Raw genomic sequence first — 25,780 nt, forward strand, 5'->3', positions numbered from 1 at the left:
CCGCCCTGCTTCAGAGCAGGAATGCAAGCGCCGCTTCGCAGCGCTCCTCGACCTTCAGTGTCAGGAGATCGTCGGCGCGGGTGCGTCCGAGATTGACCGCGGCGATCGGAATCTGCCGTTTCGCGGCCGCCTGCACGAAGCGAAATCCGGAATAGACCATCAACGACGAGCCGACGATCAGCATGGCGTCAGCCTGCGCCAGGTGATCCTGCGCCGTGGCGACCACGTCGCGCGGCACGTTCTCGCCGAAGAACACCACGTCGGGCTTGAGGATGCCGCCGCAGGCTTCGCAAGGAGGCACGTTGAACGACGAGAACTCCGCGTGCTCCAGATCGGCGTCGCCATCCGGCGCATCGGCGGCATCGAGCGTCAGCCACGCCGCGTTCACGCGGGCGAGCCTATCCTGGAATTCGCTCCGCGGGGTCTTCGCCCCGCAGCCCATGCAGCGGACGAGATCGAGCCGGCCATGCAGATCGATCACCTGCCGGTGGCCGGCGGATTGATGCAGCCGGTCGACGTTCTGGGTCAGCAGCATCTCGCAGCGGCCGCCCGCTTCGAGCCGGGCCAGCGCACGGTGCGCATCATTCGGCTTCGCCTGACCGAACCGCCGCCAGCCGATCAGGCTGCGAGCCCAATAGCGCTGGCGCGTAGGCGCATCCGACATGAAGGCCTGGAAATTGACCGGCTGGGTCCGCTTCCAGTTGCCCTGGCTGTCGCGATAGTCGGGAATGCCTGAATTGGTGCTGCAACCGGCGCCGGTCAGCACGAACAGCTTTTCGTGCCGGCCGACGAAATCCTGGAGCGGGTGGCTTGTCATGGCGCATGATGTAGTCTGCGCGGGCGAGTTTTGCCAGATCACCCCTCTAGCTTGCCCAGTTCTCGCGAAACTCCGGAAACAGCGTCACACCTCCGCAGGCGTAGATGGTCTGCCCGGTGATGTAGCTGGCATCATCCGATGCCAGGAAGGCGAACACGGCGGCGATCTCCTCCGGCGTGCCGACACGGCCCATAGGAATGTGGCTGGTGACGACACCGCGCTTGTCGGGATCGCCGGTCCAGGCCGCGTTGATCGGCGTGTCGATCGCACCGGGACCGACCGCATTGACGCGGATGCCGTGCCGCGCGAATTCGAGCGCCAGCGTGCGAGTCAGACCGGCCATACCACTCTTGCTGATGGAATAAGCGAGATAGCCGGGCTTCGGGATACTCTGATGGACGCTTGAGCAGTTGATGATGCTGCCGCCTCCGCCGCGCGCGACGAAGTGCGCCAGCGCTTTCTGGGCACAGAGGACGGCGCCGTTCAGATTGACGTCGATGATGCGGCGATAGGTTTCGACATCGAGCGCATCGCTCGGCGATTCCCGCTGGAAGCCGGCATTGTTGACGAGGCAGTCGAGACGCTTGAAGCGCGCAAGAATCGTCTCGAACATCGCGGCGATCTCCTGCTCATTGCCGACATCGGCCTTGACGATGATGTGATCGAGCCCGCTGTGGCCACGGTCGCTCGATGCGGTTCGTGCAAGGGCGAGTGTCTCCTCGGCCTTTCCAGCGTGATCGAAATAGTTGATGGCGACAGTCGCGCCTTCCTGCGCCAGCCGGATGGCGACGGCGCGGCCGATGCCTTGCGAAGCGCCTGTCACCAGCGCGTATTGGCCGACGAGGCGCGAGGGAAAGGAGGTCGAGCGTTCGGTTTGCGGCATGTGTTCTCTCCGGGATGCATCATCATGGATGGAACCGGCGTTTTGTTCCATCCCTTCGGCGCATTGCTGGGATTCACTCCGCGCGCCGCGCCAGCGGCGAGGTCAGGATCTGATACAGGATGATGGCGCCGAAGGTCGCGGTGCCGATGCCGCCGATCGTGAATGCTCCGAATTTGAGCGTGAGGTCGCCCGCGCCCGCGGTCAGCGCCACGGCGACGGTGATGAGGTTCGCAGGATTCGCGAAGTCGACCTTGTTCTCGACCCAGATCCGGCCCGCCATCGCGGCGATCAATCCGAACAGCACGATCGAGAGGCCGCCGATGACGGGACCTGGGATCGACAGGATCAGCGCGCCGAATTTCGGCGAGAAGCCGAGCAGGATCGACACCGTGGCTGCGAACGCAAACAGCAGGGTCGAATAGACTTTCGTTGCCGCCATGACGCCGATGTTCTCGGCATAGGTGGTGACGCCAGTGCCGCCGCCGCAGGCCGCGACGATCGTCGCGAGGCTGTCGGCGAACAGGGCGCGGCCGAGATAGGCATCGAGGCTGCGGCCTGTCATCGCGCCGACGGCCTTGATGTGCCCGAGATTCTCGGCGACGAGAATGACCGCAACCGGTGCGATCAGAAAGATTGCATCGGCCTGAAAGGTCGGCGTGGTGAATTTCGGCAGGCCGAGCCACGGCGCGGCCGAAAGCTGGTCGAAGTCGACCGGCTTGCCGAAGCCGAGGCCGTTCGCGAACAGCAGGTACAGGAGATATCCGCCGATCGCGCCGAGGATGATCGGCAGGCGGCGCCATAGCCCCGGCGCAGCAACGGCAACCACGCCGATGATCAGGACGGTCGCAAGCCCGATCCAGGTGTCGAACGCGTTGGCGCTCACGGCCTTGACCGCCACGGGCGCGAGGTTGAGGCCGATCGCGGCGACGACGGCACCGGTGACCGCCGGCGGCAGCAGCCTCTCGATCCAGCCAACGCCGGACCACATCACGATCAGCGAGATCAGGCCGTACAGCACCCCGGCGCCAACGATGCCGCCGAGCGCAACCGACAGGTTCGGGTTCGGTCCCTGCCCGGCATAGCCAGTTGCGGCGATGACGACGGCGATGAAGGCGAAGCTCGAGCCGAGATAGCTCGGCACGCGTCCGGCGACGATGACGAAGAAGATCAGCGTGCCGACGCCGGAGAACAGGACCGCGACATTGGGATCGAATCCCATCAACAGCGGCGCGATGATCGTCGAGCCGGACATCGCGACGCAATGCTGAAGACCGGAGACGACGGTCTGGCCCCATGACAGCCGCTCCTCCGGCATGATCACGCCCGAGGTCTTGAGTGTCCAACGCGGAAAATAGCCGCGCGCCTGCTCGTCCGAGCCTGTTGCGATCGTCATGTTCCCCCCGATTGCGGTGCAGCGCTCGATGTTCGTGCGATCCGACAAAAATGTGATTGTCGCTTCTGCGGCGTCCATCACATGATGCAAATCATGCAAGATCAATACGTTCCCGGGCTCACTTTATGACACAGATTGCGATTCAGCCAGCCGTCCACCGCCGGCACCAGCCCTGGTACAAGATCCTTTACGTCCAGGTACTGATCGCGATCGTGCTCGGCGTGCTCATCGGCTACTTCTATCCCGATCTCGGCAAGGCCTTGAAGCCGCTCGGCGACGGCTTCATCGCGCTGATCAAGATGATGATCGCGCCGGTGATCTTCTGCACCGTGGTGCACGGCATCTCCTCGATGGGCGATCTCAAGCGGGTCGGCCGGGTCGGGCTGAAGTCGCTGATCTATTTCGAGACGGTCTCGACCGTCGCGCTCGCGGTCGGGCTGCTGGTCGGCGAGATTCTTCAGCCCGGACACGGCTTCAACATCGATCCGGCCACGATCGATCCGAAGTCGGTCGCGACCTACGTCACCAAGGCCAAGGAAGAAGGCATCGTCGCCCATCTGATGGCGATCATTCCCGACAGCTATGTTGGCGCGATTGCGCGCGGCGACCTGCTCCAGGTGCTGCTGATCTCGATCCTGTCCGGCTTCGCCATCGCCTTTCTCGGCAAGGCCGGTGAGCCCATTGCGGACGCGATCGACAAGGCGGCGAAGATGTTCTTCGGCATCATCCGCATCATCGTACGCGTCGCGCCGATCGGTGCCTTCGGCGCGATGGCGTTCACCGTCGGCGCCTATGGCCTCGGCTCGCTGCTCAATCTCGCCGCCCTGATCGGCACGTTCTATCTCACCAGCATCCTGTTCGTGCTGATCGTGCTGGGTGCGATCGCCCGGCTCGCCGGCTTCTCGATCCTGCGCTTCATCGCTTACATCAAGGACGAGCTCCTGATCGTGCTCGGCACCTCATCGTCGGAGACGGTGCTGCCGCAGATGATCCAGAAGATGGAGCATCTCGGCGCCTCGCGCTCGGTGGTCGGCCTCGTGATTCCGACCGGCTACAGCTTCAATCTCGACGGCACCAACATCTACATGACGCTGGCGACGCTGTTCCTGGCGCAGGCAACCAACACCCATCTCACCATCTGGCAGGAGCTCGGCATTTTGGGCATCGCCATGATCACCTCGAAGGGCGCCTCAGGCGTGACCGGCGCCGGCTTCATCACGCTCGCCGCGACGCTCTCGATCGTCCCTGACATCCCGATCCAGTCGATCGCGATCCTGGTCGGCATCGACAAGTTCATGAGCGAATGCCGCGCGCTGACGAATCTGATCGGCAATGGTGTCGCCTGCGTCGTCATCAGCATCTCCGAAGGCGAGCTCGACCGCGACGCGCTGCACGAGACCATGGCGCATCCGCTGGAGATCGGTGAGGCGCTGGAGCCGAGCGGCGGCGCGTGAGCCCACGCGCGCTCCGACGCGGTAGTTTCCCGGAGTAGAAATTTGGCGCGGCACGAGTCACAACAGCGGCGTTGGGATCACTGATTGATACTCATTCATTCCACCCGACGCGCTGGGGGCAGGGCGTCGGGTTTTTGAAAATCACTAACGCGCCAGGATCGAGAGGCGGGATCAAACGATCCCGCCATCGTCGCGCTGGATCCTGGCGGCCAGATCAATCCGCCGCGTAATCCCGATCTCCTGCAGGAATGCATCGTCATGACTGACGACAAGCAACGCACCGTCATAAGCTCTCAAGCCTGATTCAACGGCCTCGATGGACTCGATGTCCAGATGGTTGGTCGGCTCGTCCAGGATCAGCAGAGACGGCGGCGCTGGCCCGCCCAGCACACAGGCAAGGCCGGCGCGAAACATCTGCCCGCCGCTGAGATATCCGACTTCTTGCAAGGCAGCATCGGCGCGAAACATGAACCGCGCCAGCGCGGCATGGCATTCATTCGCACCCGCCTTCGGATTGAGACGCCCAAAATTCTCCAGGATGGAGATCGCGGGATCGAGCAGGCTGACCTTCTGGTCGAACAACGCGAAGTCCGGTCTGACCCTCACGATACCTGAGAAGGGGCGCAACTCGCCGGCGATGAGTCTTAGCAGCGTCGTCTTGCCGGAGCCGTTCGGGCCGACCAGCGCGACCCGTTCCGGTCCGACGATCGTAAGCGAAAAATCGCGCAGGACCGGCCGTTCCGGCCGATAGCCGGCGCTGATCCGGTCGAGCGAAAGCACCTCCCTGCCCGCCGGCAGGCCAGTCGCGGGCAGCTTGACCGACAGCGGCTGGAGAATCTCGACGCGCCGGCGCGCCGTGTCGAGGGCCTCGAGTGCCTCCGCACGCCGCCGCGCGGCAATCAATGCGGCCTTGCCGCCGGTATCCTCGCTGCGAACCTTGCGCGCGCCGGCGAGGATGCGCGGCATGTCGCCCTTCGCACGCTTCTTCCGGCCGCCACTGTCCTTGCGCGCTTTCCTCTCCGCGGTCGCCTGCGCCCTGCCGTCGATCTCGGACAGGCGCCTCTCGGCATGCGCGAGATCGTGCCTCACGGCCGCGAGCTCGACGGCCTTCTGTGCGCGAAAACTGCTCCAGTTGCCGCCGTATCTGATGGCGCCGAGCGACGTCAGCTCGACGATCGCATCCATCGTATCGAGCAGATCCCGATCGTGGCTGACCAGGATCGCCCCGCCGCGCCAGGCGGCGAGGAGATCGGTCACGGCCCTGCGTCCGTCCCGGTCGAGATTGTTGGTGGGCTCGTCCAGCAGGAGGAAGTCGGGCTCGGCGAACACCAGCGCGGCAAGGCGAACCCGCGTGATCTGGCCGCCGGACAGGCAGGAGAGCTCCGTATCGGGAGCAAGATCGAACCCGACGCCCGCCAGCGCCGCCTCCAGTCGCGCTTCGAGCGTCCAGTCGATCGCAGCGATCTCGTCGGCTGAGGCATCGCCGCGCTCGGCACGGCGCAGCAACTCCAGCGCCTGCCGCACACCGAACAGATCGGCCACGGTCGCGCCCACGAGCACCTGCACGTCCTGGCGCAGCAGGCCGATGGTGCCGTTGATCAGAACGCGTCCGGATCGGGGGGCGTGTTCCCCTAGAATGGACGCAAGCAACGTCGTCTTCCCGATGCCGTTACGGCCGACGAGACCGGTGCGCTCGGACGCGAATGTCAGATCGATATTGGAAAGAAGAGGACGGCCGTCAGGCGTGGACAGCGACAGGTTCGACAAAATGATTGAAGCAGGCATGGAATTCCCCGGGGGCAAGGCGGATGAGCGTTGCGGTCGGGGTAAAATCCATGGCTGCGAATATCCTGAATGAGGAACCCTCTAAGTAGTCCCATCGAAGGGCAAGATCAAGGCGCGTCGCGAGGAGACGACAGCGCGAGAGGCGCTGTCGTCCTTCATCGCCATCCGCCATCAGCCCTTGAGCGCGGTGACCACCACCTCGATCAGCGCGCCGCCGCCGAGATCGGCGACGCCGACGGTGGCGCGGGTCGGCAGATTCTCGCCGAAGAACTCGGTCCAGGCCGCATCCATCTCCTTCTTCCTGGAGAGATCCGTGACGAAGATCGAGGCGCTGACGACGCGGCTCTTGTCGGTGCCGGCCTCCTTCAGATAGCCGGCGATCTTGCCGAGGATGTTGCGGGTCTGATCGCCCATCGAGACCGAGGTGTCGTCGGCGATGGTGCCGCCGACGAAGACGAAGCCGTTGGCTTCGACCGCGCGGTGCATGATGGGCGTGCGGATGCTGCGGGTGATGCTCATGATGTCCTCTTGTTCCTTTGTTTGAGCATGATCTTTTCGGAAAACCGCTACGCACTTTTCCGGATCATGCTAGAGCGTGGAGGGATGGAAGCGGTCGATGCCGAGATCACTGATGCGGGTCTGGGTGCCGCCATTGACGATCAGCTCCGCCATGACGGCGCCGGCGCCGGGGCCGAGCTGGAAACCGTGCAGCGAGAAGCCGAACTGGTGATAGAGGCCCTTGTGACGGGAGCTCGGCCCAAACACGGGAATATCGTCCTTCATCTTCGCCTCGATGCCGGCCCAGGCGCGGACGATGGTCGCGCTGCGCATCACCGGGAACAGCTCGAACACGGTCTGCGCGCTGGTCGCAAGGCTCTTCCAGTCCAGCACCGTCTCGTTGCGATCCTGGTAGGGCGTCGCGAGATGCCCGCCGCCGATCAGCACGGTGCCGTTCTTGAACTGCTTGAAGGAGAGCTTTCGCCCGCGCAGGATCACGACCGGATCGATGAAGTGCGGCACGCGCGAGGTGATCATCAGCATCGGCGCCACGGTCTCGACCGGAACGGGCTCGCCGAGATCAGCCGCGATCTTGCCGGCCCAGGCGCCGGCCGCATTGACCAGCACCGGCGCGGCAAAACTCTCCGAACCCGCATCGACGTGCCAGAGACCGTCACGGTGCCGGATGTTGCCGGCGGCGACGCCCTCGCGCACGGTGGCGCCGAGCCGCTCGGCCTTGCGGCGGAACGCTGTCGTCGTCTGCGCCGGATTGGCCGCGCCATCGCGGCGCGAGACCACGCCGCCGGGACAGGTCTCGGCCACCGCAGGCACCAGCCGGCGCAGCTCGGCCGCGTCGATCAGCTCCTCATGGGCGAAGCCTAGCGCATTGAGCTCAGCGACGCGCGCGCGGCAGACGGCGAGCTCGTCCTCGTTCTCGGCGACCAGCACCTGGCCGTAGCTCTCGAAGCTGCAATCGTCGTCGAGGAGATCCGAAATCCTCTCCCAGATTCCCATCGAGCGGATCGAGAGCGGAATCTCCGGAATGTGCCGAGCGAGCTGACGGACCCCACCGGCATTGACGCCGGAGGCGTGGCGGCCGGCATAGTCCTTTTCGATCAGCACCGGCTTCAGGCCGGCGAGACACAGATGCAGCGTGGTCGAGCATCCGTGGATGCCGCCGCCAATGACGATCGCATCCACGTTTCGGGTCATCCGCGCACCACGGCCTTGATGTCGGCCTCGGACTTCGGGACGGCGGCGAGCTCGGCGAGCGTGATCGGCTTCACCGGCGCTCGCAGACGGTAGTAACCGATCTCCTGCGGGGTCTTGCCGCGTGCCTGCGCCATCAGCTCGGTGACGGTGAGGCCGCAGAGCCGGCCCTGGCACGGACCCATGCCGGTGCGGCGATAGGCCTTGAGCTGGTTCGGCCCGGTCGCGCCGATCGCGACGGAATCCAGAACATCCTTTGCCGTGACCTCCTCGCAGCGGCAGACGATGGTGTCGCCCGAGGGGATCCGGAACTGCGGCGCCGGACGGAACAGCGTGTCGAGGAACAAGCGGCCACGCTCGGCCTTGGCGAGATCGGAACGGAGCGTTGCCATGGCGGGAAGTTTTGCCGCAGCCGCGGGCGCCAGCGCCTCCACCGCCGCGCGCGCGGCAATGCGACCGCGCACCACGGCAGCATTGGCGCCACCGATGCCCGCGCCATCGCCGGCGATCGCAATGCCGGAAACAGACGAATTGCCGCTCGCGTCGAGCACCGGCGACCAGCACAATTGCAGATCGTCCCAGCGATGCTCGACGCCGGCTGCCATCGCGAGGTTGACGTTGGGCACGACACCCTGATGCAGCAACAGGAGATCCGCAGGGATAATCTCGCGCTTGCCGCCGGCGACATAGCTGACGCTAGCAAGCTGGCCGTCGCCTGCCGCCGCAAGCTCGGTGACGCCGGAGACAACCTGAACTTTCGCCTTCACCTCGCGCATCATGGAGAGGCCCTTGGTGAAATAGGGCGAAGTCAGGAACGCGAAGGCGTGGGGCAGCGCGGCGAAATAATTGCCGCGCTCGGTGGTGTCGAGAATGCGATCGAGGCGGCCACCGAGACGCAGGATCTGCGCGGCGAGCAGCCAGAGCAATGGCCCCTGCCCCGCGATCACGGTGCGGCCATCGGGCACCAGCGCCGAGGACTTCAGCATGGTCTGCGCCGCGCCTGCGGTCATCACGCCCGGCAGCGTCCAGCCGGGAATCGGAAACGGCCGCTCCAGCGCGCCGGTCGCAAGGATCACGCGCCTCGCCTTGACGAAGGCCGAGGCACCGCCGATCGAGACGGCGATGTCGAGATTGCGATCGAGGCTCCAGACGGTCGCGCGATGGATCACCTCGGCGTTGCTTGCGCGCAGCGACTGCACCAGATCGGCACCGACCCAATAATCCGCGCCGAGCTGGTTGCGGTCGGTCACCGGCGTCGAGGAAATCGCGCGAAACACCTGACCGCCGGGGCCGATGTTCTCGTCGAGCAGCAGTGTCGACAGGCCGGCTTCGGCGGAGGTCGCGGCGGCGGCGAGGCCGGCAGGCCCGGCACCGATCACCACGACGTCGTAGTCTTCGCGCTTGGGAGCCACAGTCATTTTCCGATCTCCCGCTTGCCTTTCTGAATCTCGATCTGCATGCCCTCGGCGACAGGCACGAGGCAGCCCTGCCGATTGCCGACGCCGTCGATGGTGACGAGGCAGTCGAAGCACACGCCCATCATGCAATAGGGCAGACGCGGCGCGCCGCTCACCGCGGTGGAACGACGAGCGTCCTGACCGGATGCCAATAGCGCGGCGGAAACGGTGTCGCCCTGGCGCGCCGCGACGGCAACGCCGTCGACGAAGATCTGCACCTGTGGCCGCTTGTCCTGTTCGGATCGTTTAAACATGGGGATGCCTCTTGGCTCCTTCTCAGAAACTTCAATAGCCGCTGCTGTTGGCAGCGCCCGCGCCACCAAAACGGCTGGCCGAGAACGCGCCGACCAGCTCCGGCTCGAGCGCGCCCTGCGCCACCATGCGCGCGATCTCGAAGGCGTGGTTGGAGGCGAGCGTCACGCCGGAATGGCAGCAGGCGACGAAGGCGCCGGGATGCGTCTCCGACTGGTCGTAAATCGGAAAGCCGTCCTGCGGCATGACGCGGATGCCGGACCAGCTCCTGATCACGTTGAGCCGCGACAGATGCGGGAACATGCGCTGCGCCCGATCGGCCATGACGCCGCTGATCGAAGGCTTCAGCGTCCGATCATCCAGCTCATCCTCCTTGCTGTCGCCGATCATCACCGTGCCCTCGTCGGTCTGGCGGATCGTGGTCAGCGGATGCGGCAGGAACGGCACGGTGCGCTCGGTCACGACGACCTGGCCGCGGGTCGGCCCCATCGGCGCGTAGAGGCCGACCATCGGCGCCAGCGTCTGGTTGGCATTGCCGGCGGCAAGCACGATCTTGGCAGCACGCAGCTCGCCTTTCGGCGTGGTCAGACGAAACTCGCCGCCGCTCTTGCTGATCGCCGAGACCGGACGCTCCGGAAAATAGTCGATACCGAACGCTCTGAAGCCGGTGTGGAAGGCGCGGAACGTGCGCAGCGAATTGACATGGCCGTCGAGCGGGCAATAGCTGCCGCCGGAGACCTCGGGCCCGATCAGCGGCAGCGCCTTCTTGACCTCGGAGGGCCGCAGCATCTCCATCTTGTAGTCGGCGGCACCGACCTGGTTGTGCATGCGCTTGACGAGCTCGGCGCGCTGGCCGAATTCGTCCTCGCCGAGCGTGAGGTGAAAGCCGCCGTTCTGCTGCAAGGCAACGTCAAGGCCGGTCTGCTGCTTCAGCTCGGAAGCAAGCCGGCCCCACGCCTGCGACGCCTGCACGGTCCACACCGTGTAGGCCGGCATGCCGAGCCCCTTGCTCTGCACCCACACCAGCGCGAAATTCGCGCGCGAGGCGCGCTTGGTGATGTCGCCTTCGTCAAGCACGGCAACCTTCTTGCCGAGGCGGCCGAGGCCCCAGGCAATGGCGGAGCCGAGCAGTCCGCCGCCGACGACGGCGACGTCGTAATCCGTTCGCATAGGTTCTCCTATCGTCCCGTGTCGCCCTTGCCGGCGAGCACGCGATCGAGCCCGTAGAAGCGGTCGAGCAGAATGAGGGCGGTCATGGTGATCGCGATCACGCAGGCCGAGACCGACGTCACCAGCGGATCGATGTTGTCCTGGATGTAAAGGAACATGCGCACCGGCAACGTCTCGGTGCCAGGCGCGGCGAGAAAGACGGTCATGGTGAGATCGTCGAAGGACTGGATGAAGGCGAGCGCCCAGCCGCTGATGACGCCGGGCAGGATCAGCGGCAGCGTCACGCGGCGGAACAGCGTCCAGCCGCCGGCGCCGAGCGAGACCGCGGCCATCTCGACGGTGCGGTCCATGCCGGTTGCCGCAGCGAGCGTCAGCCGCAGCGCGAACGGAAACACGATGATGACATGGGCGATGATCAGTGCCGCAAAGCTGCCGCCGAGACCGGCCGAGGTGAAGAAGCGCAGGAAGGCGATGCCGAGCACCACATGCGGAATCATCAACGGCGACAGGAACAGCGCTGCCAGCACATCGCGGCCGCGGAAGCGATAGCGCGCAATCGCCAGCGCCGCGGGCACTGCGAACAAGAGCGCCACGAAAGAGGACAGCGCGCCGAGCCCAAGGCTGACCCAGAAGGCGTGGATGAATTCGGGATAGTTCGCGATCGTCCTGAACCAGCGCAGCGAGAAGCCGTTGGTCGGCAGCGACAGAAAACCTTCAGGCGTGAAGGCAACGAGGCAGACCACGAGGATCGGCGCCACCATGACGATGACGAAGATGGCGTGGAAGATCAGCGCGAGCGGGCCGTTGCGGCTCATCGGAACACCTCCGCATAGCGCCGCTCGATCAGCGCGTTGCTGCCGACGACGATCAGCACCAGTGCAACCAGCAGCAGCGTGGCGACCGCAGCCCCCAGCGGCCAGTTCAGTGTGTTGAGGAATTCGTCATAGGCGAGCGTTGCCGCGACCTTGAGCCGGCGACCGCCGATGATCGCGGGCGTCGCAAACGCGCTGGCCGAGAGCGAGAACACGATGATCGCGCCCGACAGCACGCCCGGCATGATCTGCGGCATGATGATGCGCCGGATGATCGTCACGGGGCCGGCGCCGAGCGACATCGCGGCGTTCTCGATCTGCGGATCGAGCCGCTGCAGGGCCGCCCATACCGACAACACCATGAACGGCATCATCACATGGGCGAGTGCGATGACCATACCGGTTTCGGTGAACATGAACGGGATGGGCGAACGGATCGCGCCGAGCGATATCAGGAGCTTGTTGACCAGGCCGTTGTTGCCGCCGAACAGCAGTGCCCAGCCGAGCGTGCGCGCGACGACGGAGATCAGCAGCGGCCCGAGGATCACCAGCAGGAAAAAGCTCTTCCAGCGGCCGCTCATGCGGTTGAGGATGTAGGCTTCGGGTGCGCCGAGCAATGCGGTGAGCAGCGTGGTCAGGATCGCAATCCGAAACGTCCGCCAGAACATCTCTGCGTAATAGGGATCAGTCGCGATCTCGTGCCAGTTCTTGAGAATGAAGACCGGCTCGATGCCCTTGTACTGGCCCCAGTCGTGGAACGACAGCATCACCGTCATCGCCAGCGGAATCAGCAGCACGCCGACGAACAGCATCAAGGCCGGCGCCGTCAGCGCCCATGGCGCACGCGCGCTGCGCTCCTCGGCCGCCGCGCTCATGCGCCGGTCCTCGCGCGCACGCTCATGTCCTCCGGCCGCCAGGTGAGGCGTACTGCGTCGCCTTCGGCCGGCTGAGCAATGCCGTCGTTCTGGCGAATCACGATGGCCGGACCGCATTCGCTGTCGCACTGGAACAGCCAGTGATTGCCCTGGAAGATGCGCGTGATGATCTTTGCGCTGAGCCCTGTATCGCCAAAGCCGATTCTTTCGGGGCGAACGCTGACGGTCACGGGACCGCCAAGCCCGGCCGGCGCCGGTGCGCGCCAGGAGCCCGCCACCAGTTGCGTCGGCGAGACGGTCCGGTCGATCGTCCCGGCAAAGTCGTTGGTCTTGCCCAAGAATTGCGAGACGAAGGCGGAGGCCGGCTTCTCATAGGTCTCCTGCGGCGTGCCGATCTGCTCGATCTTGCCCTGGCTCATCACCACGATGCGATCGGACAGCGACATCGCCTCGTTCTGGTCATGCGTGACCAGGATGGTGGTGGTGCCGATGGTGCGCTGGATCTGGCGCAGCTCGATCTGCATCTCCTCACGCAGCTTGGCGTCGAGATTGGACAGCGGCTCGTCGAGCAGCAGCACGCTCGGCTTGATCACCAGCGCGCGCGCCAGCGCCACGCGCTGCTGCTGGCCGCCGGACATACGGCGGGGGTGACGATCCTCGTAACCAGCAAGGCCCACCATCGCGAGCGCGGCACGGACGCGCTCGGCTCTCTCAGCACGCGGGACGTTCCGCATCTCCAGACCAAAGGCGACGTTCTCCGCCGCGGTCATGTGGGGAAACAGCGCGTAGCTCTGGAACACGATGCCGAGGCCACGTTTCGCCGGATGGATCGCGGTCAGGTCCTTGCCCTCGAGGCGGATCGCGCCGCGCGTGGGATCGAGGAAGCCCGCGATCATCTGCAGCGTCGTGGTCTTGCCGCAGCCGGACGGGCCGAGGAAGGAGATGAACTCCCCCTTCCCCACCGACAGGCTGAAGTCGTCGACGACGGTCTGGGCGCCGAACTGCTTGGCGACCCGATCGAGCTCGAGATAGGCCATGACGCTGTCTCCGCCGCGATCGATCAGCGCTCGACCTCGCGATTCCAGCGCTTGGTCCACTCCTCGCGCTTCTCGTTGATCACGGTCCAGTCCGGATTGTAGAGCTTGGCCGCGCGCTCGCCGATCGGCGCCATCTTGCCGAGCTCCGGCGGGATCACCAGCGATTTCAGCACCGGGCCGTAGCCATAGTCCTTCAGCATCACGAGCTGGATCTTGGGATCGAGCAGCATCTTGACGAAGCTCGAGGCCAGCGGCGAGGCATTCGGCTTGATGATCGGACACGCCGTGGTCAGCAGCGTCGCTGCGCCTTCCTTCGGATAGACGAAGTCGACGGGGAAGCCGGTATTGGCGAAGCTCTGCACGCGGCCGGTGCCCCACACCGCGATCACGGCCTGGCCCGACTGGAACAACTCGGTCATCTTGCCCGGCGACGGCTCATAGGCCAGCACGTTGGGATTGATCTCTTCCTTGAAGATCTTGAAGCCGGAGTCGACATTGGTCTCGCCGCCGCCGTTCATTTTCGACAGCATCACCAGCGCTTCGAGACCGTAGGTGTTGTTGATCGGCGGGATCACGAGCTGCTTTGCGTATTTCGTGTCCTTCAGGTCGTTCCACGAGGTCGGCGGCGCCCAGCCTTTCTCCTTGAACACCTTGGTGTTGTACATCAGGCCGGTGGCGACGATGCCGATCGCGACAGCGCGATCGTCCTTGAAGCGGGCGGTGTCGTAGAGATCGGCCGGCAGGCCGTCGAGCTTGCCGCAGAAGCCGAGCTGGATCGCCTGATACATCGGACCGTCGTCGACGATGGCGACGTCGATCTGCTGATTGCCTTTCTGCGCCTGGAGTTTCGCCAGCGTATCGGTGGAGTTGCCGGCGACGTATTCGACCTTGACGCCGTTCTCCTTCTCGAAGGCCGGGATCACCTCGTCGCGGATGGTCTTCTCGAATGAGCCGCCGTAGCCGGCGACATAGAGCGTTTTCTGCTGGGCCGAGGCGACCGAGGGGGCGGCAATGAGCGCCGCGATGCTGACCGCGGTCAGAAGGCGAAGAGTCTTCATATGGACCGATCTCCAATACCGGAATGAGGTGACGTGCCGACGAGTCTCGCTGGCTGAAGCGCCTTGCCGCATTTCCTTCCGCGCAACCCCTCTCCGATCAGGGCTCCGGCCCCCGTTCGGCGGGTTTTGGCGCGATCTGGAGGTTTGAACCCCTCCAATCTGCCGAAAAAGCGGGCTGTCTCCAGTCCTGATGAAAAAGATCGCAACCTATACTTCCATCGTCCAATGAATAATGGCACCCTCTGCATGCATAAATGTTATGAATGGAATTGGGTATGGCCCGGATCAATTCGCGTCAGGTGGAGGCCTTCCGCGCGACGATGCTCACGGGCAGCGTGACCGAGGCGGCGGCGCTGATGAAGGTGACGCAGCCGGCGGTCAGCCGGTTGCTGCGCGACCTCCAGGCCCTGCTGAAGATGGAGTTGTTCGAGCGGCGCGGCACCGGCCTGGTGCCGACCGCGGCGGCGATGGCCCTCTATACTGAAGTGGAGCGCTCCTTCGTCGGCCTCGAACGCATCACCGCGGCGGCGGAAGAGATCCGCGGCCGCCGCACCGGCTCGCTACGGATCGCAGCATTGCCGGCGCTGGCAAACGGATACTTGCCGCGGCTCGCCGGACACTTTTTGATGGAACGGCCGAACCTCAACCTGGCCTTCTTCGGTGTCATCTCGCCGATCGTGGTCGACTGGGTGCTGAACAACCAGTGCGACATCGGCTTTGCCGAGGTGCCGATCGCGCATTCCGGCCTGCCGAGCATGCGGCTGCCCGCGCCGGCGCGCGTCGCGGTGCTGCCCGAAGGTCATCGCCTCGCGGAGAAGGACGTGCTGGAGCCGCGCGATTTCGAGGGCGAGACGTTCATCTCGCTGTCGGCGGGATCGTCGAGCCGGCATCTCGTCGACCAGGTCTTCCATCGCCACGATGTCCGCCGCGTGCTCAGGGTCGAGACCACGCTGTCGGAGATCATGTGCGGCATGGTGTCGTCAGGGCTTGGCGTCGCGATCTGCGATCCCTTCACCGCGCAGGAATTTGCAACGCGCGGCGTCGTCGTGCGCCGCTTCCTGCCGCGCATCGACTTCGAATTCTCCGCCGTCTTTCCGGCGCAGCGCAGCCCATCGCCGGTGGCGCTGGACCTGGTCGAGACCATGCGCAAGGCGCTGGTGGAGTTCGAGGACCTGCCCGAGATGGCGATCAGCCGTTGAACGCCGCCTGCGCCTCCGGCAGGTCCCAGATCTTGCCGATCGCGTTGGTGCCGGCGGCAACGATCGCCGCCTCGTCGGCGCTGAGATAGCGTCCCTCATCGACCAGCACGCGGCCGTCGACCATGACCTGATCGATATTGGCGCGGTTGGCGAGCGCAATCAGCGCACGGCGCGGATCGAACAGCGGCTGAAGATGCGGATGGGTGAGATCGACGACGGTGAGATCTGCGGTCGCGCCCGGCTCGATGCGGCCGAGGTCCGGCCGCTTGATGACGTCGGCGGCGACGGCCGTGTTCGCCTCGATCAACTCGGGTGAGTTCGCGACATCAGGACGCGTCGAGGTGATCTTGGATATCAGTGAGGCCGCATTGAGCTCGCCGAGCAGGTCCATGTTGTAGCCGTCGGTGCCGACCACGGTGCGCACGCCGTGCGCGGCGAAGCGGCTGAAAGCCGCGGTGATGCCGGCGCGCGCGAACACGCGCGGGCAGTTCAGCACGGTCATGCCGCGCGCGGCCATCAGCTTGAGATCGTCGTCGCTGCTGAACATGCAATGCGCCGCCATCAGATCTGGCGCCAGCAGGCCGAGCCAGTCCAGATATTGCGCCGGCGTGCGGCCGCCATAGCGCTTGCCGATGGTCTCGACCTCGGCGCGGCTCTGCGCCATGTGCGTCGTGATGGGCACGCCGAGCTCGCGCGCGCGCGTCGCGCAGGCCTTGAGCAGATCGGGGCCGCAGGTGTCGGTGGCATGCGGGCTCATCGCAAGGCTGATGCGGCCGTCGCCGCGATTGTTCCAGCGCTGATAGAGCGCGTCCCACGTCGCCATGTCGGCGGCGCCGTCATCGCCGGAGTAGCGGACCACGCCGTCGGGGCCGGCCTTGGCGTCGGATGTGGAGAACAGATAGGGCGCGCCGTAGAAGCGAATGCCCATCTCCTCCGCGGCGTCGAACATCTCGGGGATCGAGTTGCGGAACGGCTCCATCACCGTGGTGGCGCCGCCCTTGAGCAGTTGGAGGATGCCGAGCCGCGCGACTGCCATTCGCTCCTCCGCCGACAGGATATCGGCGCCGCGTTTGGTCAGCGGCAGCAGCACCGTATAGACGATGCTCTGGTTGTTCTTGCGGCCGTTGCCATCCTCGGTGTGGCTGCGCGCCACCGCCTCCGAGAAGCAGTGATTGTGCAGGTTTAGGAGACCCGGCAGCACAAAGCGGCCGGGTCGGTCGTAGACCTCGTCCGCACGCGGCTTGTCGCGCGTGATCGCCGCGATTTTCTTGCCTTCGATCAGGACCCAATGGTCGCGCAACACATCCTGCGCGCCGTCTTTCCGTGACAGCACATAGCTGCCGAAAATTGCTGTGGTGCTCATGCGGGGCGTACGTTCCAGAACACGGCGGTGCCGTCGAGAATGCCGGTGATGGCTTTGCGATAGGCGGTCGGCTGCTTGTACAGGCCGATCGGAATATAGGGGATTTCCTCGAACGCGACCGCCTGGATCTCGCGGCAGATGCGCTGCTGCTCGGCGAGCTCGGAGGCCGCCAGCCACTGGCTGCGCAACGCGCCCATCTTCGTGCTCGCATACCAGCCGGCGACCTTGCCTTCGCCGCGGATGTTGGTGTTGCCGGCCGGGTTGAGCCAGTCGATGCCCTGCCAGTTGCCGACCGCCGCGCTCCAGCCGCCTTGTCCGATCGGGTCTTTTTTCAGCTGGCGCTGCAACACGACGGCGAAATCGAGCCCGGCATATTCGACGTTCATGCCGGCCTTGCGCAAGCTGTCCACGGCGATCTCGCCGAGCGGTTTTTGCGCGAGCGAATTGGTGGGGACGAGCAGCACGATCTTCTCGCCGTTGTAGCCGGCGGCTTTCAGATCGGCCTTGACCTTGTCGTAGTTGCGCGGGCCGCGGAAGACGTCGAGTCCGACGTCGCTCGCCATTGGTGTGCCCGGTGCAAAATAGCCGATGGGCGATATCTGGAAGGCCGGATCGACGCCGGCGACAGCGGTCATGAACGCGGACTGGTCGATCGCACCCAGCAGCGCGCGGCGGATGGCGGGATTGTCGAACGGCGGCTGGAGGTGATTGAGGCGCAGCATGCAGGCATAGCCGCGGGGATCGAGGATGCGCGTCTCGATATCGCCGGCCGCCTTGATCACCGGCAAGAGATCATGCGGCGTGGTTTCCTGCCAATCCTGCTCGCCGGTCTGGAGCGCGGCGACGCCGGTGCCGGCATCGGGCGTGGTGGTCCAGACCACGCGATCGTAATGCACGATCTTCGGACCCGCGGTCCAATCCGGCTTGCCGTCGGTACGCGGCTGGTAGCGCTCGAACTTGGCATAGGCGTTGCGCGCGCCCTGCACGCGCTCGTCGGCGAGATAGCGGAACGGGCCGCTGCCGATGACCTCGGTCAGCGGCTTGAACGGGTCCTGGCTCGCCAGCCGCTCCGGCATCATGAAGCAGGCGTTGATCGCGGCCTTGCCGAGGGCCTGCGGCAGCAGCGGGAACGGGCGCTTGAGACGGAAGCGGATGGTGCGGTCGTCGGCGGCCGAGAGCTCATTGGTCGCCTCCAGCAGCTCGCCGCCAAAACCGTCGCGCGCCGCCCAGCGCCGGATGCTGGCAACGCAGTCACGGGCCAGCACGCGCTCGCGGTCGTGCCAGAACAGGCCGTCGCGCAAGGTGAGGTCCCACTGGAGCTGGTCACCGGAGATAGCGTGGCCCGACAGCATCTGTGGCGAGACCTGCAGCGACGAGCTCATGCCGTAGAGCGTGTCATAGACCATGAAGCCGTGGTTTCGCGACACCTGCGCGGTCGAATAGATGGGATCGACGAAGGCGAGATCGATGACGGGGATGAATCGTAGCGTGCTCTGCGATTCGGCACGGACGATGCCCGGCAGCGACAGCGCCGGCATGGCTGCGGCAGCCTTGAGGAGCGAACGGCGGGAGATGGGCATTACGAGAGGCTCCTGACAAAGTCGAACTGCGTCGTTTCTTCTTACGTGTTCAACAAGACCGCGCCGATTGCAGCGGCCACCGCCTGCTGCGCCGGCTCGACCACGGGCACGCCGATCGCATCCGCAATCGCCGCGCGATGCGATGCCATGCCGGCGCAGCCCATTACCACGACATCGGCGCGGCATTGGGTGACCAGCGCGCGGCCGGCGTCGATCAAGCGACCGCGGATATCGGCGCCCGCCGTCTCCGCCGCGCTCGCGCCGACTGACCAGCTTCCGCCATAGCGGCTGTCGACACCCATCACCCGCACCATGCGCTGCTGGCGGCGGATGCTCGACGGCGACAGCGCGATGATGCCAAAGCGTTCGCCGAGCATCATCGCTCGAAAGATGGCGCATTCGGCGATGCCCATCACCGGGCGTCCACCGGCGGCCTCGCGCACCGCATGCAGGCCAGGATCGCTGAAGCAGGCGAGCACGAAGGCATCCGCATCGTCGCGCGTGACGCAATTGACCAGCGGCATGACCACGCTGTCGGCGTCGCGCTGCGAGCTGATGCCCGGCGGGCCCTCGGCAAGGCCGACCACCTCGATGTCAGGCCCGCCGGTGATGCGCAGCGGCGCCACCGCATCGTCGATCGCCGCCGTCACCGACGCCGACGAGTTGGGGTTGATGACGAGGATGCGGCGGCGGGTCATGGCACTGCTCAGCGATTGCCGGCTTCGTGGCGCAGGAAGTTTTCGGCGATCTTCTCGCCGGTGGTGATCCAGACGTCCGGACATGACTTCACGTAAGTCAGGAACTCGCGCAGCAGGCGCAGTCGCATCGGACGGCCGCTGCATTGCGGATGCAGTACCGTCGTCACCATCGCGCCCCAGTCGCGGACCTCATCCAGCTCGTCCTTCCACATCGAGAGCACATGCTCCTTGGGGAAGATCGAGCGCGGGCTGAAGCGTGCGGACAGGCCATGCATCCAGTCGTCATAGCTCGCGGTCACCGGCAGCTCGATCGTGCCGGGCCTGCCGTCGGCGAGACGATGGCGATAGGGCCTGACGTCGTCGCGGAACGAAGACGTGTAGACGATGCCGTGGCGCACCAGCGCCACGCGCAGCTCCTCGGTGAATTCGCCGTAGGGCGCGCGATAGCCGGTCGGCTTGACCCCGAGCCGGCGCTTCAGCGCCTCGAAGCCGCGCTCCAGCTCCTCCTCGATCCAGGGATCGCCGGGATCGGGCAGCAGATGGTGATAGCCGTGATGGCCGATCTCATGGCCGGCCTTGAGAATCGATTCGGCCATCGCCGGATGCGCGTCGACCGACCAACCCGTGACGAAGAAGGTCGCCTTGAGATCGAGCTGGTCGAGCAGCTCCAGCAGCTTCGGTGTGCCGACGCGCGCCTCGTAGCCGCCGTAGCTCATGGTGATGAGCCGCTGCGCATGCACCGCGTCCTTGCTCGTCCAGGCGCTCTCGGCGTCCACATCGAACGACAGGAACATCGCCGATGTGTACGGCTTCGGCCAAGGATATTCCGGCGCTGGATCTGCGGTGTTGGCTGGGGTGAGCGGGATGCTCTTGAGTGCCTTACTGTCCAGCATTGATGGTCGCCTTCTCTATTGCGTTGTCGCTCAATTTCCACTTCGCCAGCAGCGTCTTGTAAGTGCCGTCGGCGATCAGCGCATCGACGGCTTCGAGAATGGCCTGCTGAAGTGCCTTTTCCTTGACCGGCAGCGCGATGCCCGTGAACTGCGTGGCGAAGGGATCGCCGACCGGCGCGTACGTGCCCGGCTCGAGATCCATCAGATAGGGCAGCGTCTCGTTGCCCTGCACGGCGGCGTCGATACGGCCCTGCCTGAGCTGGTTACGCGCGTCGGCCGAGCCGTCGGTGCCGACGAACTGGACCGGATTGCTGCCGCAGTTCTTCTGGCTCCACTTGTCGATCTCTGCCGGGAACATGGTCCGGCGGCTGGCGCCGACCTTCTTGCCGCACAGCGCAGCCATGTCCTTGAACTCGGACGCGCGGGACTGCTGCACGAAGAATTTCGGACCGCTGCGCAAATAATCGACGAAGGACGCGATCTCGTGCCGGCTCGCATAGTCGGTGAAGCCGGACAGGATGGCATCCACCCGGCCCGTCGAAATCGACGGCATGAATTCGGCAAAGCTGGTCTCGGTCCATTCGATCTTGACGCCGAGCTTGCGGCCGATCGCCTCGCCAAGATCGATGTCGAATCCGGACAGCGCATTGGTCGCGGGATCGCGGAACTCCATCGGCGGATAGTTCGGCACCAGCGCCACCTTGAGGCTGCCGCGCTTGACGATGTCAGGCGGCAACTCGATCGCCATCACCGATGCGCTCATGGCGCCCAGGAACGCCGCCGCAACCAAAAGCCTCTTCATCACCACCCCTCCAATGTCAGATCACTGCCGAAAGAAATGCCTTGGTGCGCTCCTCGCGCGGCGCACCCAACACGTCCGAAGCGCGACCCTGCTCGACGATCGCGCCCTGGTCCATGTAGACGACGCGGTCGGCGACCTCGCGCGCGAAGCCGAGCTCGTGCGTCACCACCATCATGGTCATGCCGCTCTTCGCCAGCTCCTTCATCACCGCGAGCACCTCGCCGACGAGCTCGGGATCAAGCGCGCTGGTGGGCTCGTCGAACAGCATCAGCATCGGCTTCATGGCGAGCGCCCGCGCGATCGCCACGCGCTGCTGCTGGCCGCCGGAGAGCTGCGCCGGATACGAATCTGCCTTGGCCGCAAGCCCGACGCGACGAAGCAGCTCGATCGCCTCGGCGCGCACCTCATCGGCCTTACGTCCCTGCACCTGGGTCGGGCCTTCGGTGATGTTCTCCAGGGCGGTCCTGTGCGGAAACAGGTTGAAGCGCTGGAACACCATGCCCGTCTTCAGCCGCTGCCGCCCGATCTGCTGCTCGCTCAGTCGATGCAGCCGCCCGCCCTGCTCGCGCACGCCAAGCAATTCGCCGTCGAGCCAGATGCCGCCACTGTCGATCATGGCGAGCTGGTTGATGCAGCGGAGCAGCGTGGTCTTGCCCGAACCGGAGGCGCCGATCAGGCACATCACCTCGCCGGGCCAGACGTCGAGCGAGACGTTCTTGAGAGCCTGAAACTCCCCAAAGTTCTTGCTGACGGAGCGGATCGCGACGAGGGGCTTTGTCATCGCGCCAGCCGCAATGTGCCGCGTGCAAAGCGGCGTTCGAGCAGCATCTGGAGCGGGGTGAGGATCGAGACCACGAGCAGGTACCAGAGCCCGGCGACGATCAGGAGCTCGATGACGCGGGAGTTGGCGTAGTAGATGTTCTCGGCGTTGTGCAGCAGCTCCGGATACTGGATGACGCTGGCAAGCGAGGTCGCCTTCACCATGCCGATGAACTCGTTGCCGAGCGGCGGAATCACCACCCGCATCGCCTGCGGCAGCACGATCCGGCGCAGCGCGCGCAGCCGTCCCATGCCGATCGCCTGCGCCGCCTCATATTGCCCGATGTCGACCGACAGCATGCCGGCGCGCATCACTTCCGACGTGTAGGCGCCCTGGTTGATGCCGAGTCCGAGCAATGCGGCGAGGAATGGCGTCATCACGTCGACGGCGCGCGCGGTCCACAGGCCGGGAATGCCGATGGTCGGAAACACCAGCGCGAGGTTGAACCACAGCAGCAGCTGCAGGATCAGCGGCGTGCCACGGAATAGCCAGGTGTAGCCGGCGGCCACCGACTTCAGCACCGGATTGGGCGACAGCCGCATGACCGCGACGACGATGCCGAGAAAGATGCCGAGCATCATCGCCAGCACCGCCATCACCATGGTGTTGACGATGCCTTCGAGGATGACCTTCACGGTCAGGAAGCGGCCGACATAGGACCACTCGATCTGGCCGTTCGCAAACGCGCGCACGATCGCCGCCAGCACGAGGACGATCAGGGCTGCGCTGATCCAGCGAAACCAGTGCGGCTCGCGCGCGATCCGCATGCCCGACAGATCGGGAAAACCCTCCGCGAGTGCCGGCGCCGGCTTCATTGCGGCGCCGCGTTCAGCATGGGCCGGGCGACCGCGTTGGCCCCTAAGCCCCATTTGTCGAGAATGGCCTTGTAGGAGCCGTCGGCGATCATGGCGGTGAGCTTCTCGGTCACCACCTCGCGCAAGGCGGCATCGTCCTTGCGGAACATGATGCCCTGATAGCCTTTGGCGAAGGCCTCGCCGACAATGCGGTACTTGCCGGGCTCCTGCGTCTGCGCATAAGGCAGCGTCTCGCTGCCCTGCACGGCGGCGTCGATGCGGCCCTGCTTGAGCTGGTTGCGGACGTCGATCGAGTTCTCGCCCGGAACATACTGGATCGCCGGCTTGCCGGCAGGCTCGCAATTCTGCTTGCTCCACTTCTCGATCTCGACCGGGAAGCTGGTGCTGCGGGTGGTGCCGACCTTCTTGCCGCAGAGATCGGTCGCGGCCTTTGCTTCGCTCTCGGCCATCACGAAGAACTGCGGGCCGGTCGCGAGGTAGTCGACGAAATCGGCGGTCTCGCGCCGCGAGGCGCGGTCGGAGATGCCGGAGATGATGAAATCGGCGCGCTTGGTCTGAAGCGAGGGGATCAGCTCGGCGAACGGCGTCTCGCTCCAGACGATCTTGAGGCCGCCAAGCCGCTTGGCGAGCTCGTTCGCGAGATCGATGTCGAGCCCGACCAGCTCGTTGGTCGCGGGATCGCGATATTCCATCGGCGCGTAGGTGGAGTTGACCGTGAGCTTTAGCGCGCCGGCCTGCTTGATCTCTGCCGGCAGTTCGGCGGCTTGCGCGGAGGTCACCGCAGCCAGCGTGGCAACAGCGAGAGAAAATGAGAGGCGTGTCATGTCAGCTCCTTTGCCCATGCCAGCTCCTTTGCCAGCGCCGTGCCACTTGCTCAGTCGGCGTCGAGAACGGCCGGCTCGATGACGCCGGCGCGTTCGGTGATCACCCTGTATTGCTCGGGCCGCCGGTGGGCGGCGAAGTTGAACATCTTGTCCTTGCCCTGGCGGCAGAGATCGAGATCGATGTCGGCGACGATCACTTCGTCGGCCAGCGTCTGCGCCTGCGCGACGATGCGGCCATTGGGATCGACGATGCAGGAGCCGCCGATCAGGCCGGATCCGTCCTCCTCGCCTGCCTTCGCCACCGAGATCGCCCAGGTCGCGTTCATGTAGGCGTTGGCCTGCGTCACCAGTGTCGAGTGGAAAGTGCGCAAGGCTCCGTCTTCCGTCGTGCCGCCATTGGGATCGTAGGCCGCCGAATTGTAGCCGATGCAGACGAGCTCGACGCCTTGCAGGCCGAGCACGCGCCAGGATTCTGGCCAGCGGCGATCGTTGCAGATCATCATGCCCATGATGGCATGGGCCCAGGCCGATCCGGCGCGGAACGCGGGAAAACCAAGGTCGCCATATTCGAAATAGCGTTTCTCGAGCTGCTGGTAGCGTGCACCCGGACGCGGCTCGACCGAGCCCGGCAGGTGCACCTTGCGATAGCGGCCGAGGATCTCGCCGTCGCGATCGACCAGGATGGCGCAATTGTAGCGCCGGCCGTCCGGCGTCAGCTCGGCATAGCCGACATAGAAGCCGACGCGCAGCGCACGCGCGCGGTCGAACAGTTTTGCCACCGCCGGGTTCGGCATGCCGCGCTCGAAATAGTGGTCGAGCGCCTCGCCTTCGAGCAGCCAGCGCGGAAAGAAGGTGGTGAAGGCAAGCTCCGGAAACACCACGAGACTCGCGCCGCGGCCGGCGGCCTCCTCCAGCAGCGCGAGCATCCGCACCAGCGTATGCTCGCGCGAGTCTGCTTTTTGCGTCGGCCCCATCTGGGCGGCGGCGGCGCGAAGGACACGAACCAAGATTGCCTCCAATCTGTGCGCAGTGCTGCCTCAATGGGCGAATGAACCCATTGATGCAACGCGCAAATCCGCTGCCATTACGCTGAAGCGGGGCTGCAAAATCAATTCGTTCTGTTATGATCTTTTGGCCCTGAGTATAACCGGCAGTGATATGAACCTGCGTCAGCTCGAGATCCTTCGCGCCGTCATCCGCCACCGCACGACGGTTGCGGCGGCGGACGAGTTGGCGCTGTCGCAGCCCGCGGTGAGCAATGCGCTGAAGATTATGGAAGCGCAGGCGGGCTTTGCGCTGTTCGAGCGCGTCAACAACCGGCTGTTTCCGACCGCGGAGGCGATGGCGCTCTACAAGGAGAGCGAGGCGATCTTCGCGTTGCACGCCAAGCTCGAGAGCCGCGTGCGCGACTTGCGCGAGAACCGCTCCGGGCATCTCGCCATCGTGGCGACACCGCCGCTGGCCTACAGCATCATTCCCTCCGCGCTGTCAGGCTTTTTGCGCCGTCGCCCGGAGACGCGCGTGTTCTTCGACGTGCGGCGCTATGAGGGCATCATCGAGGGCGTGCTCAGCCATGTCGCCGAGCTCGGCTTCGCGCTCGGGCTGACGCATCATCCCGGCATCGCACATGAGGTCGTGCACACCGGCGAGATGGTCTGCGTGCTGCCGCCGCAGCATCCGCTCGCCGACCGGCCGGTGATCTCGGCCGCTGATCTCTCCGGCCTGCCCTTCATCGGGCTCGAACGCGGCACGCGGCTTGGCGAAGCCGTGCGCGACAGCTTCGCCCGTGCCGGCGCGCCATTCCAGCCAACCGTCGAGGTGCGCTACTGCAACACGGCCTGCGTGCTCGCTGCCGCCGGCGTCGGCGCCGCGGTGGTCGATCCGTTCTCGCCGCGGCAGAACGGCGGCAGCGGCCTCGTCGTCCGGCCGTTCACGCCGACAACGCACGCGGTCGCCTACATGCTGTGGTCGGAGGCCGAACCGCTGTCGCGCCTCGCCAAGGCCTTTCTCAACGAGGTGCGCAAGGAAAGCGCGCTGCTGGAGCCCACAGCGCCACACCAGCAACACGGGGCAGAAAGCGACTGAG

The 25,780-nt window shown here is 65.4% G+C and carries 25 protein-coding genes; 3 read left to right on the forward strand and 22 right to left on the reverse strand.

All coding sequences use genetic code 11. The features are described 5' to 3' along the window. Positions 1 to 10: 10 nt before the first annotated feature. The 3 genes from GGD63_RS34095 to GGD63_RS34105 all read right to left on the reverse strand — a co-directional run bounded on the left by GGD63_RS34095 (position 11) and on the right by GGD63_RS34105 (position 3,093). Positions 11 to 817: an NAD-dependent protein deacetylase gene (locus GGD63_RS34095; RefSeq protein WP_183248772.1), complete on the reverse strand. Its 807-nt coding sequence runs from the start codon at positions 815 to 817 to the stop codon at positions 11 to 13. A gap of 46 nt (positions 818 to 863) precedes the next feature. Then, the gene (locus GGD63_RS34100; protein WP_183248775.1) at positions 864 to 1,700 is read right to left on the reverse strand and encodes an SDR family oxidoreductase; all 837 of its coding nucleotides are present in this window, start codon (positions 1,698 to 1,700) and stop codon (positions 864 to 866) included. A 73-nt stretch (positions 1,701 to 1,773) separates the two neighbouring features. After that, positions 1,774 to 3,093 carry a solute carrier family 23 protein gene (locus GGD63_RS34105; RefSeq protein ID WP_183248777.1) on the reverse strand — a complete coding sequence of 440 codons (1,320 nt, stop codon included), beginning with the start codon at positions 3,091 to 3,093 and terminating at the stop codon, positions 1,774 to 1,776. A 125-nt stretch (positions 3,094 to 3,218) separates the two neighbouring features. Here GGD63_RS34105 and GGD63_RS34110 point away from each other — a divergent pair, with 125 nt between their 5' ends. Next, positions 3,219 to 4,547 carry a dicarboxylate/amino acid:cation symporter gene (locus GGD63_RS34110; RefSeq protein WP_183248779.1) on the forward strand — a complete coding sequence of 443 codons (1,329 nt, stop codon included), beginning with the start codon at positions 3,219 to 3,221 and terminating at the stop codon, positions 4,545 to 4,547. A 171-nt stretch (positions 4,548 to 4,718) separates the two neighbouring features. Here GGD63_RS34110 and GGD63_RS34115 read toward each other — a convergent pair whose 3' ends face one another. The 10 genes from GGD63_RS34115 to GGD63_RS34160 form a co-directional block, all read right to left on the reverse strand. Beyond that, complete coding sequence (locus tag GGD63_RS34115; RefSeq protein ID WP_183248781.1) at positions 4,719 to 6,332, reverse strand: ABC-F family ATP-binding cassette domain-containing protein; 1,614 nt, start codon at positions 6,330 to 6,332, stop codon at positions 4,719 to 4,721. A 171-nt stretch (positions 6,333 to 6,503) separates the two neighbouring features. After that, positions 6,504 to 6,851 carry a RidA family protein gene (locus tag GGD63_RS34120; RefSeq protein ID WP_183248784.1) on the reverse strand — a complete coding sequence of 116 codons (348 nt, stop codon included), beginning with the start codon at positions 6,849 to 6,851 and terminating at the stop codon, positions 6,504 to 6,506. 69 nt (positions 6,852 to 6,920) lie between these two features. Further along, a complete protein-coding gene (locus GGD63_RS34125; protein WP_183248786.1) occupies positions 6,921 to 8,042 on the reverse strand; it encodes an FAD-binding oxidoreductase in 1,122 nt (373 codons plus the stop codon). Then, on the reverse strand, positions 8,039 to 9,457 hold the full coding sequence (locus GGD63_RS34130) for an NAD(P)/FAD-dependent oxidoreductase (protein WP_183248788.1): 1,419 nt from the start codon (positions 9,455 to 9,457) through the stop codon (positions 8,039 to 8,041). The genes GGD63_RS34125 and GGD63_RS34130 overlap by 4 nt, the downstream gene beginning before the upstream one ends. Continuing rightward, positions 9,454 to 9,750, reverse strand: coding sequence for a (2Fe-2S)-binding protein (locus tag GGD63_RS34135; protein ID WP_183248789.1), 297 nt, complete (start codon positions 9,748 to 9,750; stop codon positions 9,454 to 9,456). Before GGD63_RS34135 ends, GGD63_RS34130 begins: the two co-directional genes overlap by 4 nt. Before the next feature lie 31 nt (positions 9,751 to 9,781). Further along, the gene (locus GGD63_RS34140) at positions 9,782 to 10,918 is read right to left on the reverse strand and encodes an FAD-binding oxidoreductase (protein WP_183248791.1); all 1,137 of its coding nucleotides are present in this window, start codon (positions 10,916 to 10,918) and stop codon (positions 9,782 to 9,784) included. 8 nt (positions 10,919 to 10,926) lie between these two features. Further along, complete coding sequence (locus GGD63_RS34145; RefSeq protein WP_183248793.1) at positions 10,927 to 11,733, reverse strand: ABC transporter permease; 807 nt, start codon at positions 11,731 to 11,733, stop codon at positions 10,927 to 10,929. Further along, on the reverse strand, positions 11,730 to 12,605 hold the full coding sequence (locus GGD63_RS34150; protein WP_183248795.1) for an ABC transporter permease: 876 nt from the start codon (positions 12,603 to 12,605) through the stop codon (positions 11,730 to 11,732). Before GGD63_RS34150 ends, GGD63_RS34145 begins: the two co-directional genes overlap by 4 nt. After that, positions 12,602 to 13,642: an ABC transporter ATP-binding protein gene (locus GGD63_RS34155; protein WP_183248797.1), complete on the reverse strand. Its 1,041-nt coding sequence runs from the start codon at positions 13,640 to 13,642 to the stop codon at positions 12,602 to 12,604. Before GGD63_RS34155 ends, GGD63_RS34150 begins: the two co-directional genes overlap by 4 nt. Positions 13,643 to 13,665: 23 nt before the next feature. Beyond that, positions 13,666 to 14,700: an ABC transporter substrate-binding protein gene (locus GGD63_RS34160; RefSeq protein WP_183248799.1), complete on the reverse strand. Its 1,035-nt coding sequence runs from the start codon at positions 14,698 to 14,700 to the stop codon at positions 13,666 to 13,668. 275 nt (positions 14,701 to 14,975) lie between these two features. Between GGD63_RS34160 and GGD63_RS34165 the strand changes: the two genes are divergently transcribed. Continuing rightward, positions 14,976 to 15,899, forward strand: coding sequence for a LysR substrate-binding domain-containing protein (locus tag GGD63_RS34165; RefSeq protein ID WP_183248801.1), 924 nt, complete (start codon positions 14,976 to 14,978; stop codon positions 15,897 to 15,899). On the opposite strand, the gene GGD63_RS34170 is transcribed toward GGD63_RS34165, so the two are convergent. The 9 genes from GGD63_RS34170 to GGD63_RS34210 are packed head-to-tail and all read right to left on the reverse strand — an operon-like array spanning position 15,889 to position 24,701. Further along, the gene (locus GGD63_RS34170; protein ID WP_183248803.1) at positions 15,889 to 17,262 is read right to left on the reverse strand and encodes an amidohydrolase family protein; all 1,374 of its coding nucleotides are present in this window, start codon (positions 17,260 to 17,262) and stop codon (positions 15,889 to 15,891) included. The genes GGD63_RS34165 and GGD63_RS34170 overlap by 11 nt on opposite strands. Further along, complete coding sequence (locus tag GGD63_RS34175; RefSeq protein ID WP_183248805.1) at positions 17,259 to 18,842, reverse strand: ABC transporter substrate-binding protein; 1,584 nt, start codon at positions 18,840 to 18,842, stop codon at positions 17,259 to 17,261. The genes GGD63_RS34170 and GGD63_RS34175 overlap by 4 nt, the downstream gene beginning before the upstream one ends. A gap of 41 nt (positions 18,843 to 18,883) precedes the next feature. Next, positions 18,884 to 19,540 (reverse strand): aspartate/glutamate racemase family protein, encoded by a 657-nt coding sequence (locus tag GGD63_RS34180; RefSeq protein ID WP_183248807.1) that lies wholly within the window; start codon positions 19,538 to 19,540, stop codon positions 18,884 to 18,886. Between the two features lie 8 nt (positions 19,541 to 19,548). Then, positions 19,549 to 20,433 (reverse strand): polysaccharide deacetylase, encoded by an 885-nt coding sequence (locus tag GGD63_RS34185; protein WP_183248810.1) that lies wholly within the window; start codon positions 20,431 to 20,433, stop codon positions 19,549 to 19,551. Continuing rightward, positions 20,420 to 21,235: an ABC transporter substrate-binding protein gene (locus GGD63_RS34190; protein ID WP_183248812.1), complete on the reverse strand. Its 816-nt coding sequence runs from the start codon at positions 21,233 to 21,235 to the stop codon at positions 20,420 to 20,422. The genes GGD63_RS34185 and GGD63_RS34190 overlap by 14 nt, the downstream gene beginning before the upstream one ends. 16 nt (positions 21,236 to 21,251) lie before the next feature. Next, positions 21,252 to 22,016: an amino acid ABC transporter ATP-binding protein gene (locus tag GGD63_RS34195; protein WP_183248814.1), complete on the reverse strand. Its 765-nt coding sequence runs from the start codon at positions 22,014 to 22,016 to the stop codon at positions 21,252 to 21,254. After that, positions 22,013 to 22,870 carry an amino acid ABC transporter permease gene (locus GGD63_RS34200; RefSeq protein WP_183248816.1) on the reverse strand — a complete coding sequence of 286 codons (858 nt, stop codon included), beginning with the start codon at positions 22,868 to 22,870 and terminating at the stop codon, positions 22,013 to 22,015. The genes GGD63_RS34195 and GGD63_RS34200 overlap by 4 nt, the downstream gene beginning before the upstream one ends. Beyond that, positions 22,867 to 23,694 carry an ABC transporter substrate-binding protein gene (locus GGD63_RS34205; RefSeq protein ID WP_183248818.1) on the reverse strand — a complete coding sequence of 276 codons (828 nt, stop codon included), beginning with the start codon at positions 23,692 to 23,694 and terminating at the stop codon, positions 22,867 to 22,869. Before GGD63_RS34205 ends, GGD63_RS34200 begins: the two co-directional genes overlap by 4 nt. Before the next feature lie 50 nt (positions 23,695 to 23,744). Beyond that, the gene (locus GGD63_RS34210) at positions 23,745 to 24,701 is read right to left on the reverse strand and encodes an N-carbamoyl-D-amino-acid hydrolase (protein WP_183248819.1); all 957 of its coding nucleotides are present in this window, start codon (positions 24,699 to 24,701) and stop codon (positions 23,745 to 23,747) included. A 151-nt stretch (positions 24,702 to 24,852) separates the two neighbouring features. Between GGD63_RS34210 and GGD63_RS34215 the strand changes: the two genes are divergently transcribed. After that, on the forward strand, positions 24,853 to 25,779 hold the full coding sequence (locus tag GGD63_RS34215) for a LysR family transcriptional regulator (protein ID WP_183248821.1): 927 nt from the start codon (positions 24,853 to 24,855) through the stop codon (positions 25,777 to 25,779). The last annotated feature ends 1 nt before the right edge of the window (position 25,780 follow it).

The sequence above is a fragment of the Bradyrhizobium sp. cir1 genome (assembly GCF_014198245.1).
GTDB lineage: Bacteria > Pseudomonadota > Alphaproteobacteria > Rhizobiales > Xanthobacteraceae > Bradyrhizobium.

Bases quoted from the DNA above. Each gene is read 5' to 3' on its own strand.
- GGD63_RS34095 (WP_183248772.1), bottom strand. From the start codon at position 817: ATGACAAGCCACCCGCTCCAGGATTTCGTCGGCCGGCACGAAAAGCTG.
- GGD63_RS34100 (WP_183248775.1), bottom strand. From the start codon at position 1,700: ATGCCGCAAACCGAACGCTCGACCTCCTTTCCCTCGCGCCTCGTCGGC.
- GGD63_RS34105 (WP_183248777.1), bottom strand. From the start codon at position 3,093: ATGACGATCGCAACAGGCTCGGACGAGCAGGCGCGCGGCTATTTTCCG.
- GGD63_RS34110 (WP_183248779.1), top strand. From the start codon at position 3,219: ATGACACAGATTGCGATTCAGCCAGCCGTCCACCGCCGGCACCAGCCC.
- GGD63_RS34115 (WP_183248781.1), bottom strand. From the start codon at position 6,332: ATGCCTGCTTCAATCATTTTGTCGAACCTGTCGCTGTCCACGCCTGAC.
- GGD63_RS34120 (WP_183248784.1), bottom strand. From the start codon at position 6,851: ATGAGCATCACCCGCAGCATCCGCACGCCCATCATGCACCGCGCGGTC.
- GGD63_RS34125 (WP_183248786.1), bottom strand. From the start codon at position 8,042: ATGACCCGAAACGTGGATGCGATCGTCATTGGCGGCGGCATCCACGGA.
- GGD63_RS34130 (WP_183248788.1), bottom strand. From the start codon at position 9,457: ATGACTGTGGCTCCCAAGCGCGAAGACTACGACGTCGTGGTGATCGGT.
- GGD63_RS34135 (WP_183248789.1), bottom strand. From the start codon at position 9,750: ATGTTTAAACGATCCGAACAGGACAAGCGGCCACAGGTGCAGATCTTC.
- GGD63_RS34140 (WP_183248791.1), bottom strand. From the start codon at position 10,918: ATGCGAACGGATTACGACGTCGCCGTCGTCGGCGGCGGACTGCTCGGC.
- GGD63_RS34145 (WP_183248793.1), bottom strand. From the start codon at position 11,733: ATGAGCCGCAACGGCCCGCTCGCGCTGATCTTCCACGCCATCTTCGTC.
- GGD63_RS34150 (WP_183248795.1), bottom strand. From the start codon at position 12,605: ATGAGCGCGGCGGCCGAGGAGCGCAGCGCGCGTGCGCCATGGGCGCTG.
- GGD63_RS34155 (WP_183248797.1), bottom strand. From the start codon at position 13,642: ATGGCCTATCTCGAGCTCGATCGGGTCGCCAAGCAGTTCGGCGCCCAG.
- GGD63_RS34160 (WP_183248799.1), bottom strand. From the start codon at position 14,700: ATGAAGACTCTTCGCCTTCTGACCGCGGTCAGCATCGCGGCGCTCATT.
- GGD63_RS34165 (WP_183248801.1), top strand. From the start codon at position 14,976: ATGGCCCGGATCAATTCGCGTCAGGTGGAGGCCTTCCGCGCGACGATG.
- GGD63_RS34170 (WP_183248803.1), bottom strand. From the start codon at position 17,262: ATGAGCACCACAGCAATTTTCGGCAGCTATGTGCTGTCACGGAAAGAC.
- GGD63_RS34175 (WP_183248805.1), bottom strand. From the start codon at position 18,842: ATGCCCATCTCCCGCCGTTCGCTCCTCAAGGCTGCCGCAGCCATGCCG.
- GGD63_RS34180 (WP_183248807.1), bottom strand. From the start codon at position 19,540: ATGACCCGCCGCCGCATCCTCGTCATCAACCCCAACTCGTCGGCGTCG.
- GGD63_RS34185 (WP_183248810.1), bottom strand. From the start codon at position 20,433: ATGCTGGACAGTAAGGCACTCAAGAGCATCCCGCTCACCCCAGCCAAC.
- GGD63_RS34190 (WP_183248812.1), bottom strand. From the start codon at position 21,235: ATGAAGAGGCTTTTGGTTGCGGCGGCGTTCCTGGGCGCCATGAGCGCA.
- GGD63_RS34195 (WP_183248814.1), bottom strand. From the start codon at position 22,016: ATGACAAAGCCCCTCGTCGCGATCCGCTCCGTCAGCAAGAACTTTGGG.
- GGD63_RS34200 (WP_183248816.1), bottom strand. From the start codon at position 22,870: ATGAAGCCGGCGCCGGCACTCGCGGAGGGTTTTCCCGATCTGTCGGGC.
- GGD63_RS34205 (WP_183248818.1), bottom strand. From the start codon at position 23,694: ATGACACGCCTCTCATTTTCTCTCGCTGTTGCCACGCTGGCTGCGGTG.
- GGD63_RS34215 (WP_183248821.1), top strand. From the start codon at position 24,853: ATGAACCTGCGTCAGCTCGAGATCCTTCGCGCCGTCATCCGCCACCGC.